Source organism: Dietzia sp. DQ11-71, assembly GCF_014144995.1.
Taxonomy (GTDB): Bacteria; Actinomycetota; Actinomycetes; order Mycobacteriales; family Mycobacteriaceae; genus Dietzia; species Dietzia kunjamensis.
Window position 1 is genome coordinate 1 of the sequence record NZ_JAALDT010000017.1, and the last position, 12,865, is coordinate 12,865.

General features: G+C 68.9%; 14 protein-coding genes. 6 read left to right on the forward strand and 8 right to left on the reverse strand.

The window, feature by feature from the left end; all coding sequences use genetic code 11:
• Together G6023_RS00645 and G6023_RS00650 are read left to right on the forward strand one after the other, a co-directional pair.
• Positions 1 to 467, forward strand: a 467-nt coding sequence (locus tag G6023_RS00645) for an acyl-CoA dehydrogenase family protein (protein WP_241727586.1), incomplete at its 5' end; no start/stop codon positions are given.
• A gap of 23 nt (positions 468 to 490) precedes the next feature.
• Positions 491 to 1,312: an inositol monophosphatase family protein gene (locus G6023_RS00650; protein ID WP_067711783.1), complete on the forward strand. Its 822-nt coding sequence runs from the start codon at positions 491 to 493 to the stop codon at positions 1,310 to 1,312.
• On the opposite strand, the gene G6023_RS00655 is transcribed toward G6023_RS00650, so the two are convergent.
• Genes G6023_RS00655 through hsaA form a run of 5 tightly spaced genes read right to left on the reverse strand, consistent with a single transcriptional unit; the run spans position 1,309 to position 6,446 of the window.
• Positions 1,309 to 2,505, reverse strand: a complete 1,197-nt coding sequence (locus G6023_RS00655; RefSeq protein ID WP_182633825.1) for a sulfotransferase family protein — start codon at positions 2,503 to 2,505, stop codon at positions 1,309 to 1,311. The two genes, G6023_RS00650 and G6023_RS00655, sit on opposite strands and share 4 nt — an antisense overlap.
• Complete coding sequence (locus G6023_RS00660) at positions 2,502 to 3,701, reverse strand: hypothetical protein (protein WP_347570689.1); 1,200 nt, start codon at positions 3,699 to 3,701, stop codon at positions 2,502 to 2,504. The genes G6023_RS00655 and G6023_RS00660 overlap by 4 nt, the downstream gene beginning before the upstream one ends.
• A complete protein-coding gene (hsaB, locus tag G6023_RS00665) occupies positions 3,692 to 4,276 on the reverse strand; it encodes a 3-hydroxy-9,10-secoandrosta-1,3,5(10)-triene-9,17-dione monooxygenase reductase subunit (RefSeq protein ID WP_132062675.1) in 585 nt (194 codons plus the stop codon). Before hsaB ends, G6023_RS00660 begins: the two co-directional genes overlap by 10 nt.
• Before the next feature lie 60 nt (positions 4,277 to 4,336).
• On the reverse strand, positions 4,337 to 5,239 hold the full coding sequence (gene hsaC / locus G6023_RS00670; RefSeq protein WP_154828961.1) for an iron-dependent extradiol dioxygenase HsaC: 903 nt from the start codon (positions 5,237 to 5,239) through the stop codon (positions 4,337 to 4,339).
• A 31-nt stretch (positions 5,240 to 5,270) separates the two neighbouring features.
• Positions 5,271 to 6,446, reverse strand: a complete 1,176-nt coding sequence (gene hsaA, locus G6023_RS00675; protein WP_119192656.1) for a 3-hydroxy-9,10-secoandrosta-1,3,5(10)-triene-9,17-dione monooxygenase oxygenase subunit — start codon at positions 6,444 to 6,446, stop codon at positions 5,271 to 5,273.
• A gap of 187 nt (positions 6,447 to 6,633) precedes the next feature.
• Here hsaA and G6023_RS00680 point away from each other — a divergent pair, with 187 nt between their 5' ends.
• From G6023_RS00680 to G6023_RS00695, 4 genes are all read left to right on the forward strand, one after another.
• Positions 6,634 to 7,857, forward strand: a complete 1,224-nt coding sequence (locus G6023_RS00680) for a 3-ketosteroid-9-alpha-monooxygenase, oxygenase component (protein ID WP_182633826.1) — start codon at positions 6,634 to 6,636, stop codon at positions 7,855 to 7,857.
• Positions 7,857 to 8,252, forward strand: coding sequence for a hypothetical protein (locus G6023_RS00685; protein WP_119192654.1), 396 nt, complete (start codon positions 7,857 to 7,859; stop codon positions 8,250 to 8,252). The genes G6023_RS00680 and G6023_RS00685 overlap by 1 nt, the downstream gene beginning before the upstream one ends.
• Before the next feature lie 115 nt (positions 8,253 to 8,367).
• On the forward strand, positions 8,368 to 9,429 hold the full coding sequence (locus tag G6023_RS00690) for a 2Fe-2S iron-sulfur cluster-binding protein (RefSeq protein ID WP_182633827.1): 1,062 nt from the start codon (positions 8,368 to 8,370) through the stop codon (positions 9,427 to 9,429).
• 40 nt (positions 9,430 to 9,469) lie between these two features.
• Positions 9,470 to 9,988 (forward strand): flavodoxin domain-containing protein, encoded by a 519-nt coding sequence (locus tag G6023_RS00695; protein WP_182633828.1) that lies wholly within the window; start codon positions 9,470 to 9,472, stop codon positions 9,986 to 9,988.
• A 60-nt stretch (positions 9,989 to 10,048) separates the two neighbouring features.
• Here the strand turns inward: G6023_RS00695 and dmpG are convergent, their stop codons facing one another.
• From dmpG to G6023_RS00710, 3 genes are all read right to left on the reverse strand, one after another.
• A complete protein-coding gene (dmpG, locus tag G6023_RS00700; RefSeq protein WP_159147725.1) occupies positions 10,049 to 11,113 on the reverse strand; it encodes a 4-hydroxy-2-oxovalerate aldolase in 1,065 nt (354 codons plus the stop codon).
• A gap of 5 nt (positions 11,114 to 11,118) precedes the next feature.
• Positions 11,119 to 12,036, reverse strand: a complete 918-nt coding sequence (locus G6023_RS00705; protein ID WP_182633829.1) for an acetaldehyde dehydrogenase (acetylating) — start codon at positions 12,034 to 12,036, stop codon at positions 11,119 to 11,121.
• Positions 12,037 to 12,125: 89 nt separating this feature from the next.
• The coding region (locus G6023_RS00710; RefSeq protein WP_472986408.1) for an HNH endonuclease signature motif containing protein at positions 12,126 to 12,865 on the reverse strand (740 nt) is incomplete at its 5' end.

The window sequence follows — 12,865 nt, forward strand, 5'->3', positions numbered from 1 at the left end:
TGCGCGCCGCCGCGTGGGCCGCACTGTCGGCCGAGCAGGTCGGTGCCGCCCGCGCCGTACTGGACGCCACCGTGCAGTACACGCAGGAGCGCAAGCAGTTCGGCCGGGTCATCGGGTCGTTCCAGGCGCTCAAGCACCGGATGGCCGACATGTACGTCAAGGTCGAGACCGCCCGGTCGCTGTCCTACTCCGCCGCCGCCTCCGTCGCCGAGGCGCAGGCGCTCGGCGACGGGCCCGCCGCCGACGAGGCGGCCTACGCCGCGGAGATCGAGGCCGCCGCGGCCAAGGTCTACTGTTCCGAGGCCCTGCAGTGGATCGCCGGGGAGTCGATCCAGCTCCACGGGGGCGTCGGCATCACCTGGGAGTACGACGCCCACCTGTACTTCAAGAGGGCCCACGGGACAGCGCAACTGCTCGGACAACCGCACGAACTCCTCGCCGCCCTGGAGGTCGCGGCGGGGCTGTAGCCGGGGCCACTAGAATCACCCGCATGAGCCCCTTCCCCGCGCACGGACGGACCAACGACCAGCGGTCGGCCGAGGACCTCGCGGCCCAGGCCGGTCGCCTGCTCACCGACCTGCGGGTCTCACGGGTGGCGCCGGAGGATCTCGGTGCGTTCGCCGAGGCCGAGGCGCAGTCCGTCATCATCGACCGACTGGCCGTGGCGAGGCCCGGCGACCTCGTGTTCGGCGAGTGGGACCCCGACTCCCGCGCCCGGCTGGAGGCCGACCGCGTGTGGTTCGTCGATCCCCTCGACGGAGTGCGCTCCTACGTGACCGAGGGCCGCCCCGACTGGGCCGTCCACGTGGCCCTGTGGGAGAAGGACCCCGAGGGTGTCGGGGGCATCACCGCGTGCGCGATCGCCATGCCCGCCTACGGCCGGGTCCTCACCGGGCGCGGCGCCACCACCTATCAACCCACGTCGATCATCCGCGGCCCGCGGCCCGGACCGCTGGTGCCGCCCCGCGAGGACGACCGCCTGCGCATCGCCGTCTCCGAGGCCGAGCCTCCCGCGTTCGCCGAGGAACTCGCCGAGGAGCTCGACGCCTCCCTGGTCCACCTCGGATCCGGCGGCGGCAAGACCGCCACCGTGCTCGAGGGTGAGTGCGACGCGTACATCCACACCAGCGGTCACCACCAGTGGGACTCCGCGGCCACTGTGGGCGTGGTGCAGCAACGCGGCCTGCACGCCAGCGCCCTGGACGGCTCCGAGCTGGTCTACAACACCGAGCAGATCGAGTTCCCGGACCTGCTGGTGTGCACGCAGGACGTGGCCGAGACGATCATCGACGCGGTCCGCAGATACCTCTAGCGCTCCAGGCCGCGGTAGCCGGCGAACCGCTCCGCGATCAGCTCCTCGCTGAGCCCGTAGTCGGCGAGCGTGTAGCGGTGCGCGGGGGCGCGGTCGCCGGACAGGCTCTTGTCGTTCTCGGCCACCACGCCCGCGCGCACGTCCTCCGGCAGCTCCGTGCCGACGGCGCCGTAGACGCGCTTCACCACGCCGGCCGGATCTGCCAGCAGCTCATGGTGATCGACGTCGACGAACGTCGCCCGTGACGTCGGGTCCGCCTCGTGCCGCGCGCGGGCGGCGTCGAAGGTCTCGACGCCCCGCGCCCAGAAGTCCAGCTGTGACTCACCTATGTACTCCGGGGTGAACCGCGTGGACCATTCCGCGGCGGTCTTGTGCGCGAGCGAGCACATCGACGCCATGGATTTGCGCGGATCGCGATGCGTCTGCACCACGACCGCGTCGGGGTAGACCTCGAGCAACGCGTCGAGGGCGAACAGGTGACTCGGGTTCTTGAGCACCCAGCGTCGCTCGGGATCATTCGCCCCGATGAGCTGGAGGTTCCGCTTGTGCCGCCGGTACGCGGGCACCCAGTCGGCGCCGGCCAGCCACTGCGAGTAGCCGTCGAGCCGGGCCAGGCACTCGTACGACGCCGACGTGAGCGACTGCCGCAGCAACTGCCAGCACTCCTCGAGGTCGTCCGCGGAGATGTAGTGCACGCCGCCGTAGTCGGGGTTCTCCGCCATGAAGCCGGAGTACAGGTCCCGCAGGCCGACGTAGGCGGGGTCGTCCTCCCACTTCTCGCGCGGCGGCCGCGGCTGCGGCACCTCGGTCAACCACAGTTCGAGCCCCTGGTTGGCGGGGTCCGCGCCCAGAAGCCGGTGCAGCGCCGTGGTGCCGGTGCGGGGCAACCCGGTGACGACGACGGGCCGCTCGATCGCCACCTCCGCCCCGGCCGGGTCCGCCGAGAATCCCGCGTTCGCCAGCAACCGGGCGGTGAGCGCGCTCTTGAGGACCGACCGCCAGTACTTGCTGCCGGCCGGGGTCAGGCCCGCGTCGGAGTGCAGGGAGTCCAACAGGATCCCCAGCGCCTCACGGTGCCCGTCCTCGCCGTCGCCGAAGTCCTCGAGTCCGACCGTCCGCGAGGCGCTGGCGTGCAGGTCCTCGACGGTGCCGACATGCACACGGTCGGTGTCGCCTCCGGCCGAGACGGTCATGAGAGCCTCCTCCGGGCGAACGCGTCCTGGCGGGCGGCGATCCGCTCGCGCCACTGCTCCGGCGTCACCCGCAACTCCTCGTACCCGGGCACCTCATCGGCGAGCCGCTCGAACGGCACCACCTTCACGGTGGGGCCCAGCTCCGGAGTGATGGGATCTCCCACCCGCTGCCAACGGAACTGCATGATGCCCTCGCGGCGGCCCAGCGTCTCGACCCAGTTGGCCAGCCCCGGGTCGCGCTCGGAGACCACCAGATGGATCAGTCCGTCGGAGGTGACGTGCGCCTGGTCGGCGGTGAGACTGGTCTGGTGGTGCACGTACTCCAGCGAGGCGTACCACATGCTGCCCAGCTGGAAGCCCTGGTAGGGCACCCCGGCGACGGGCACAGAGATCACCATGGCCTCGTCCGGACCGAGCTCGAAGACGCCCGCGGACGAGAACTGCGTGGTGAGCCCACCCGGCGTCTGCCGCGGTTCGTTCAGCGTGTTGCGGGCCTGGTCGCCGAAGAACCACTCCGGGAACGCCAGCCACGTCCGCAGCCGCCCGACGAGCGCCTCGGCGAGCTTGGCGTAGAACTTCTCCTGCCCGGCGGGCGTCACCGGCTCCGGTGCGGTGCCGACCGTGTCGAGTCTGCGGATGATCGCTGACCCGGCCTCCTCACGGCTCCAGTCGGAGTACACCTCGCGGACCGCGATCATGGACGATCCCGGGTGGAGCACCACGTAGCCGGCGTCGCCCTCGTCGTCGTCGTACCTGGCCGGTCCCAATCGGAAGCGATACCGGCCGTCGGCGTCGATCTCCAACGCACGGTCGTCGAACGCCGCGTGCGACGCGGCGCGCTCGTCGGCCGAATACGTCCCGGCCATGACCTGGAACGACAGGTCCGCGGTGGTACCGCGCCGACCCTCGATCTCATACTCGGCGCCGTCGGTGAGGTTGGCGTAGAAGTACAGCGTGTCCGGGTTGTCCAGGCCCATCTTGGTGTACGGGCCCGTGGCCTGGAACAGCTGGGGGTGACTGCGCCCGCGGTGCTGGCCGGTCTCGATGGCCCCCCGGATGGTCCCCAGCAGGTAGTCCAGGCCCTCCGCGACGTCCTCCTCGGTGTGGACGTGCGGCGCCGAGCGGATGATCTCCTCCGCCTCCGCCAGCGCTCCCGCCAGCGGTCCCGTCGTACCGCCCGGCCCGCTCACAGCCACGTGTAGGAGTCGGCGGAGGTGATGAAGTTCTCCAACTCCTCCTGCTCGGGCGTCGGATCGACCACGTCCTCCTCGATGCTGAGGTAGGCACCGCGGTAGAACAGCAGCGGGCGGATGTCGCGCTTGGTCGGGCCGAGGTTGTCGACCCGCCCCAGCACGATCCAGTGATCGCCGCCGTCGAGGACCTGGTCGATCTCGCAGTCCAGCCACGCCATGACGCCCTCGATCACCGGCGACCCCAGCGGGCTGGGCGACCAGTCGATCTGCGCGAACTTGTCGTCACCGCGGCGGCCGAACGTCGAGGAGACGTCCTCCTGGTCCTCGGACAGGATGTTCACCACGAACCGTCCCGCCTTCTCGATCCCCTTCCACGAACCCGAGGTCTTCATCGGGCAGAACAGCACCAACGGCGGCTCGAGCGACAGGGCCGAGAACGACTGGCAGGCGAAACCCACCGGCTTGTCGTCCTCGACAGCGGTGATGACGGTGATCCCCGTACAGAACTGTCCCAGTGCGTCACGCAGTTCACGGCTGCTGAAGGACTGGCCCTCCGGGCTCTCGTCGGTGCTGCTCATGTGGGTCGTCCTCCCTGGACTTTCGGCTCGTCAACTGTCTGCAAGGCCCAGCCTAGGCGGCTACTTGAACCCGACGGAGAAGTCGTGGCCCCACAGGCTCACGGCCGTCGACTCACGCGCCACCCACTTTTCGTCGTCTTCGACCTGCACGCCCTCACAGCCGTACTCGCAGTCGAAGCCTCCGGGCGTCTTCATGTAGAAGCTCAGCATCTTGTCGTTGACGTGCCGGCCGAGCGAGGCCGACATCCTCACCTTCTTGCGCGTCGCCCGGTCCAGCGCCAGCCCCACGTCGTCCGCGGTACCGACCTCGACCATCAGGTGGATGATCCCGGTCGGGTTGGGGAACGGGGTGAACGCCAGCGAGTGGTGCCGCGGGTTGCAGCCGAGGAACCGCAGCCACGCGGGCTCGCCGTCGGCCGGTCGGCCCACGATCTCCGGCGGCAGGCTCATCGAGTCACGCAGCGTGAACCCCAGGACGTCACGGTAGAACTCGAGCGCCGCGGTCTCGTCCGGGGTGGACAGGACGATGTGGCCCGCACCCTGGTCGCCGGTGACGAACTCGTGCCCGTACGGCGTCGGGATGCGACGGTGCTGCAGCGCGATGGTGTGGTAGATCTCCAGCGTGAACCCGGCCGGGTCCTGACAGGTGATCAGCCCCCGCACCTTGCGGTCGCGCGCCACCTCGGCCGGGGCGTCCTCCCAGGGCACACCGGCCGCGTCGAGGCGCCGCTTGACGTCCTCGAACTCGCCCTCGTTCGCACACTCCCAGCCCACCGCGGAGAGCGTGTCCTCCTCGCCGGGGACGATGATCCACCGGTGCGGATGATCGTCCATGCGGAAGTAGAGCGACTCGGGATCATCGCCCGATCCCACCACGAAACCCAGCACCTTCGTGCCGTACTCGTGCCAGGCGGCCATGTCCGTGGCGAAGACCCGGACATACCCGAAATTGCTGATCGCCATAATTGCCAGTCCTTTCGATCCGTGAGGCGGATCAGACCATCGAGTCGGTGACCTTTTCGCCGAACTCGTTCTGCCCATACATGATGTACGCCTTGGTGGCCTCGTTGGCGGCGTGGACCCGCCCGGCGTTGGCATCCCGCCAGAATCGCTGGATCGGCGAGGTCTCCTCCAGGGCGCGGGCCCCGGAGTTCTGGAACAGCAGACCGATGGCGTCGATCGACCGCTGCGTGGCCCGGACCTGGTCGCGGCGGGCGCGCGTGCGGAGCTCCATGTCCGGGTACCCGCCGGCGGTGATGATGTCCTGCTCCTCGCGCACGTTGCGCATGAGCTGCAGCCACGCCGCGTCGATGTCACCGGCCGCCTCGGCCAGGCGCACCTTGGCGAACGGATCGTCCTTGACCGCGGTGCCGAACGCGGCGCGCACGCGCTCACGCTGGTGCCCGCGGTGCACCTCGTAGCAGCCGAACGCCATGCCGACGATCGGCGTCGAGATGGTGGTGGGGTGGATGGTGCCCCACGGCATCTTGTAGATGGGGTTGGTGTTGACCTCGAGCCCGGGGCTCTTGGTGGCCGCCATGAGACCGAAGGACAGTACGCGGTGCTCCGGGATGAGTGCGTCCTTGACCAGGATGTCGTTGGAGCCGGTGCCCTTGAGCCCGGCGACGTGCCAGACATCGAGGATCTCGTACTGGGACTTCTCGACCAGGAACGTGCAGAAGTCGACCATCTTGCCGTTGTCGTCGAGCACCGGGCCGCCCACGAAGACCCAGTCGGCGTGGTCGGAACCCGAGGACCAGGACCACTTGCCGTTGAGCACCAACCCGTCGGCGGTCTTCTTCGCCGCACCCATCGGCGCGTACGAGGACGAGATCCGCACCGTCGGGTCCTCGCCCCACACGTCCTCCTGCGCCTGCTGCGGGAAGAGCGCGAGGTGCCAGTTGTGGATACCGAGGATGCTCGCGCACCACCCGGTGGACGGGCACGCCGTCGCGATGGTCTTGACCGCCGTGTAGAAGGTCTCCATGTCCGCCTCGTACCCGCCCCACTGGGCTGGCTGGCACAGCTTGAAGAAGCCGGCCTCGTCGAGTTCCGCGATGTTCTGGGGATGGACCTTGCGCAGGTCCTCCGTCTCCTGGGCCCGCTCGGCGAAACCGGGCAGCAGAGCCGTGATGCGGTCGATGACCTCGTGGGAGGCGTACTCGCTCATGTGAACCTCTCTGGCGTTCGTGGGGGTGATGCGGACTAGACTAGAACACGTTACAGTTTTGCACCAGGCAACCGCCGCCGAGCAAGAGCTTCTGGCACCCTGTGCCAGCACTTACGCACCCTGGTTGTGGCCTGCCCGCCCATTCTATAACCTGTTCTCATCCGGCTCACGCCCCTCAGGAGGAATCATGACCGCACCCGGCTCAGCCCCCGGAGCCGCCCGCGAGATCGATACCGGCAAGGCCCGGGATCGATATGCACGCGGCTGGCACTGCATCGGCACCGTCAAGGAGTTCTCCGACGGCAAGCCCCACTCCATCCACGCCTTCGGCACCAAGCTCGTGGTGTGGGCCGACGACGAGGGCGAGATCAAGGTCCTCGACGCGTACTGCCGCCACCTGGGCGGCGACCTGTCCGACGGCTCGATCAAGGACGGCAACATCGCGTGCCCGTTCCACGACTGGCGCTGGGGTGGCGACGGCAAGTGCAAGGGCATCCCCTACGCCAAGCGCGTTCCCCTGCGCGCCAAGACCCGCGCGTGGATCACCAACGTCCAGTCCGGCCAGGTCTTCGTCTGGCACGACCACGAGGGCAACCCGCCCCTCGAGCAGGACGCCATCCCGGTGATCGCCGAGTACGACACCGGTGAGTGGACCGACTGGGAGTGGAACCGCCTCGTCATCGAGGGCTCCAACTGCATGGAGATCGTCGACAACGTCGTCGACATGGCCCACTTCTACTACATCCACTTCGCGTTCCCGACGTACTTCAAGAACGTCTTCGAGGGCCAGACGGCGACCCAGTACCTCAACACCAAGGGCCGTCCGGACCACGACCCGTCCGGCGGCAAGTACGGCGACACCCTCCTGGAGTCCGAGGCCTCGTACTTCGGCCCCGCATACATGATCAACCCCCTCAAGCAGATGTACGGCGACTTCGTCACCGACGCGATCCTCATCAACTGCCACTACCCGACCGACCAGAACTCGTTCGTGCTCATGTACGGACTCTCGGTGAAGAAGCCGCAGGGCTTCGACGACGAGACGTCGGCGAAGATGGCGGCGAAGATCGCGACCTTCTTCGGCGAGGGCTTCCTCCAGGACGTCCGGATCTGGCAGCGCAAGTCCTCGATCGCCAACCCCCTCCTCTGCGAGGAGGACGGCCCCGTCTACCAGCTCCGCCGCTGGTACGAGCAGTTCTACGTGGACCGCGACAAGGTCGAGCCCGAGATGCAGGAGCGTTTCGAGTTCGAGGTCGACACCACCGCGGCCAACCAGTACTGGGAGAGCGAGGTCGCCGAGAACATGCGCAAGCAGGCGGCGGGCGAGGCGGAGATCTCCGACGAGCAGACCCAGTACACCGGCATGGCCGAGGTCGCCGGCGAGGCGGGCGCGGCCCCGTCGAAGAACTGATGTTCAAGAAGAACGATTCGCGGCGCGCGCCCACCTGGGACGAGACCGACCCGGCGCGCGCCGCGCGGCTCCACGAGTACACCGACCTGGATCGCGAGACCTACACGCGGGCCGGCTTCCAGCCCGTCGAGTGCCGCAGGTGTGGCACCAGCGTGGCCGTGCGCAAGAACAGCGAGAAGCACACCTCGATCCAGTGGACGGAGGGCGGCGACCGTAACTGCCCAGTCCTCAACGAGTGGCGCGAGGGTGGTGCACGGCCCGATGGCGAGGACACGTGCCCCCGGATGCTCGCGAGCATCCGCTACGCCTACGCCGAGGGTCTGCTGACCATCGCCGAGGGCGTCGACCCGGCCGACGACGAGCACATGGTGAACCCGCTCTACGTCCCCGAGTAACACCCCGACGTCCGGCGACTTCCCCGAGGAGAGAACAGCCCGGAGGAGGTCGCCGTCGTCTGGGACAGTGCGCAGAAACCCGTCCGCGCGTATCCAAGCGATAGGCTCCCGATCCATGACCGAAAATCCCCCGCTCGGCTCCTTCGTGCGCGAGCTCACGATCGCCGAGGTGATCGAGGAGACCGCCGAAGCCAAGTCGATCGTCTTCGACATCCCCGCCGGCTGCGAGGACGACTTCCGGTACACCCCCGGACAGTTCCTCACCCTGCGAGTTCCCAGTGAGCGGACCGGATCCGTCGCGCGCTGCTACTCCCTGTCGAGCTCCCCCACCGAGGACGCCCGGCTCAAGGTGACCGTCAAGCGCACGATCGACGGATACGGGTCCAACTGGCTGTGCGACAACGCCGAGGCCGGTATGAGCATGCACGTGCTCGCCCCGTCCGGCATCTTCACGCCCAAGAATCTCGACCAGGACTTCATCCTCCTGGCCGCGGGTTCGGGCGTGACCCCCGTGATGTCGATCCTCAAGTCGGCCCTCGCCCAGGGCACCGGCCACATCGTCATGGTTTATGCGAACCGCGACGAGAAGTCGGTCATCTTCAAGGACGAGCTGCAGCGCCTCCAGCGGGAGAACCCCGACCGCCTCACCGTTCTCCACTGGCTCGAGTCGGTCTCCGGCATCCCCACCGCGGAGATGATCGGCAACCTCCTCCAGCCCGTCGCGACCAAGCGGCACTCCTACATCTGCGGACCGGCGCCGTTCATGGAGACCGTCAAGGACGGGCTCCGCCGCTCGGGCGCCGACATGCACTTCATCCACACCGAGGTGTTCTCCTCGATCGAGGGCGACCCGTTCGCCGAGATCGTCATCGACGAGTCGGCCGACGAGGACGGCGCCGGCCCGGCGACCGCGATCGTCGAGCTCGACGACGAGGTCCACGAGGTCTCCTGGCCCCGCAAGACCCCGCTCCTCGACGTCCTGCTCTCCAAGGGGATCAAGGCACCGTTCTCCTGCCGGAAGGGCGAGTGCTCGGCGTGCGCCTGCATCCTCGAGTCCGGTGAGGTCGAGATGATGCACAACGGGATCCTCGACCCCGAAGAAGTGGAAGAGGGATACGTCCTGAGCTGCCAACTCCTCCCCAAGACCGACCGCGTCGAGGTGTCGTACTCCGAGTGAGCCCGCTCGGAATCCAGCCGGGGCTGGCAGACTCGGTGGCGTGACCAGCCCCGTCGTCGCCTTCACCTCCAGGTACGGCTCCACCCGGCGCTACGCCACCGCGCTCGGGAGGCGACTCGGCGCGCCCGCGGTCGAGCTCACCGACCTCGCCCCCGCATCCGACGCCGACCCGCTGATCCTGCTCGCGCCCGTCTACGCGACCCGGATCCTCGGGCGACGTCGGATCATCCGGGCTATCCGCTCGGCTCCCGGGCGGGTCGCCCTCGTCGTCGTCGCGCTCTCCCCCGCGGACGACCCCGGGCGCGGCTCCCTCTCCGCCCGCCTGATCACCGCCACCGGCCGGGCCGTCACCACCTTCCACGTCCGAGGTGACCTCGACCCAGCCCGGCTCAACTGGGTCGACCGCACCCTCATGGCCGCGCTCCGCCGCCAGTTGCGCAGGACCCCCGACACGCCCGCCGCGCGGATGCTGTTGTCCGGCGAGCCCCTGCACTTCGTCGACGAGACGGCCCTCGACCCGGTCGTGGCCTGGGCGGACGGCGGCGACACCGCCCCCTGAACCGCCAGCAGCCGCGCATTCCGGGGGTCATCCGGGGCGCGCGGCTGCAGGCCGGGAGGATCAGGCGTTCGCACGCTCCTTCTGGATCTCCAGCGCGATGTCGATGAGCTGGTCCTCCTGGCCGCCCACGAGTCGACGCTCACCGGCGCGGAGGAGGATCTCCGAGGCCGGCACGTCGTACCGCTGCGCGTGGCCCTCGGCGTGCTTCATGAAGGACGAGTAGCAGCCGGCGTAGCCGAGCATCATGGCCTGGCGGTCGACGACGCACTCGCTCGGCATGAGCGGGCGCACCACGTCCTCCGCGGCGTCGGCGATCTTGAAGAAGTCGACGCCGGTGGTGATGCCGAGCTTGTCGCACACGCCGACCAGTGCCTCGACGGGCGTGTTGCCCGCGCCGGCGCCGAACCGACGGGTGGAGCCGTCGATCTGCTGGGCGCCCGCGCGGATGGCCATGATGGAGTTGCCCACGCCGATGTCGAGGTTCTCGTGGCCGTGGAAGCCGACCTGGGCGTCGTCACCGAGCTCGGCGACGAGAGCCGAGACGCGGTCGGAGACCTGGTCCATCACCAGGGCGCCGGCGGAGTCGACGATGTAGACGCACTGGCAGCCGGCGTCGGCCATGATCCGCGCCTGCCCCGCCAGCACCTCGGGCGGCTGGGTGTGCGCCATCATGAGGAAGCCGACGGTCTCCAGGCCGAGGTCGCGCGCGTACCCGAAGTGCTGGATGGAGACGTCGGCCTCCGTGCAGTGGGTGGCCACGCGGCAGATCGACCCGCCGTTGTCCCGGGCCTGGAGGATGTCGTCCTTGATACCCAGGCCGGGCAGCGTGAGGAACGCGATCTTGGCCTGCTTTGCGGTCTCGGCCGCGACCTTGATGAGGTCCTGGTCGTACGACTTGGCGAAGCCGTAGTTGAAGGAGGCGCCGCCGAGGCCGTCGCCGTGGGTGACCTCGATGACCGGGACGCCGGCGCCGTCGAGCGCGGCGACGACGTTGCGAACGTCCTCGACGGAGAACTGGTGCCGCTTGTGGTGCGAACCATCGCGGAGCGAGGAGTCGGTGATGCGGATGTCGAGCTCGGCGCTATAGGCGCGGGCGTGGGCGTTGTGCGGGTTGGTCGTATCCATGTCTGTCACACTCCGAGCTTGGTCTTGGCGATGTCCTCGCCGACCTTGGTGGCGGCGGCGGTCATGATGTCGAGGTTGCCGGCGTACGGCGGCAGGAAGTCTCCGGCGCCCTCGACCTCGACGAAGATCGCGACGCGGGCCATACCGCCGGTGATCTCGGTGGGAGGGTCGAACTGCGGCTCCTGGAGTAGGCGGTAACCCGGCACGTACTCCTGGATCTCCTTCTCCCGCGTGCGGATGGCGGTGGTGATGAGGTCGTGGTCCGCATCCTCGGGGATGGCGCAGAAGATCGTGTCGCGCATGATCATCGGCGGCTCGGCCGGGTTGAGGATGATGATGGCCTTGCCGCGCTTGGCGCCGCCGACCTGCTCGATCGCCAACTTGGTGGTCTCGGTGAACTCGTCGATGTTGGCGCGGGTGCCCGGGCCGGCCGACTCGGAGGACACGGAGGCGACGATCTCGGCGTATACCACGGGCACAACCGAGGACACGGCGTGGACCATCGGGATGGTGGCCTGGCCGCCGCAGGTGACCATGTTGTGGTTGGGGGCGTCGACGTGCTCGTGGAGGTTCGCCGGCGGGATGACCATCGGGCCGACCGCGGCCGGGGTGAGGTCGATGGCGATGATGCCGGCCTCTTCGTACTTGGGCGCGTAGGCCTTGTGCACGTACGCGCTGGTGGCCTCGAACAGCAGGTCGGGCTTCTCGCCACCGGCCTCGATGGAGGCGAGCAGCTCGTCGGCGCCGCCCGCCATGCAGGTGAGGCCGTGGTCGGCGGCGCGCTTCATGCCCTCGGACTCGGCGTCGATGCCGATCATCCATTTGGGCTCGATGTACTCGCTGCGCTCGAGCTTGTACATGAGGTCGGCTCCGATGTTGCCGGACCCCACGATCGCGGCGGTGAGCTTGGTCTTGTCTGTCATGACGGAAGTGTCGCGCGGGCGGGCTCGCGGGACAACAGGTTGTGCCACTCAGTGAAATCGCGGCACTCCAGGGCGGTGCACGCCGGCACTCAGGCCGGCCGTGCGCGCGCCCGGGCCGCGCCCGGAGGGTTCGTGAGGTGACCGTCTGCGCTGATGAGCCGGTCGGCGAAGGCGTTCCACTCGCGTTCCCGTATGGCGTCGCGCGCACGGGCCAAGGGGCCCTTGGGTCTGGTGCGGTGTTGGTGTCCGGTGTCGGTGAGGATGATCAGTTCGCCGAGTGGGCCGGGCCTGTAGGCGTTGGTCCCGAACGTCTTCTCCCGGTGGTGTTTCCGACACAGGCAGACGAGGTTCCACTCGGTGGTCGGCCCGCCGAGTTCGGGATCCTTCGTGTTGAACGCGATCACATGGTCCACGTCACAGTCCTCCGCGGGAACCGAACACCCCGGATGTCGGCAGGTGCCGTCGCGCATGCGGATGCGCTCCGCCATCGCGGGGGTGATCAGGTAGCGCAGGGCGTGTTCCGGGGAGTCGAGCACGCCGGGGGCGGGGTCGACGAGTTCGAACCGCACGCGTGCGTCGGCGCCCTCCAGCAACTGCTGGCACAACCAGGAGTAACTGCTGTATGCGCCGTGCACGAATTCCACGCGGTTGGGCAGCCCCTGCGCGGCCGCGGCGATCACGCTCACCCGGATCGGCCGGCCGGCTGCGGCGGCGTTACCGAGCGACGGCCTGGGCATGTCCGCACCCACGGTGACCTCACCCAGCTCGATCGATCCGTCGTCCCCCGGGCCGGAGTCCGTCCCGCCGGCGTCGGCGGGCGCCGGGGCCG

Coding starts and splice junctions, on each gene's coding strand:
- G6023_RS00705 (WP_182633829.1), bottom strand. CDS start 12,036: ATGACAGACAAGACCAAGCTCACCGCCGCGATCGTGGGGTCCGGCAAC.
- G6023_RS00655 (WP_182633825.1), bottom strand. CDS start 2,505: ATGACCGTCTCGGCCGGAGGCGACACCGACCGTGTGCATGTCGGCACC.
- dmpG (WP_159147725.1), bottom strand. CDS start 11,113: ATGGATACGACCAACCCGCACAACGCCCACGCCCGCGCCTATAGCGCC.
- G6023_RS00680 (WP_182633826.1), top strand. CDS start 6,634: ATGACCGCACCCGGCTCAGCCCCCGGAGCCGCCCGCGAGATCGATACC.
- G6023_RS00690 (WP_182633827.1), top strand. CDS start 8,368: ATGACCGAAAATCCCCCGCTCGGCTCCTTCGTGCGCGAGCTCACGATC.
- hsaB (WP_132062675.1), bottom strand. CDS start 4,276: ATGAGCAGCACCGACGAGAGCCCGGAGGGCCAGTCCTTCAGCAGCCGT.
- G6023_RS00685 (WP_119192654.1), top strand. CDS start 7,857: ATGTTCAAGAAGAACGATTCGCGGCGCGCGCCCACCTGGGACGAGACC.
- G6023_RS00650 (WP_067711783.1), top strand. CDS start 491: ATGAGCCCCTTCCCCGCGCACGGACGGACCAACGACCAGCGGTCGGCC.
- hsaC (WP_154828961.1), bottom strand. CDS start 5,239: ATGGCGATCAGCAATTTCGGGTATGTCCGGGTCTTCGCCACGGACATG.
- hsaA (WP_119192656.1), bottom strand. CDS start 6,446: ATGAGCGAGTACGCCTCCCACGAGGTCATCGACCGCATCACGGCTCTG.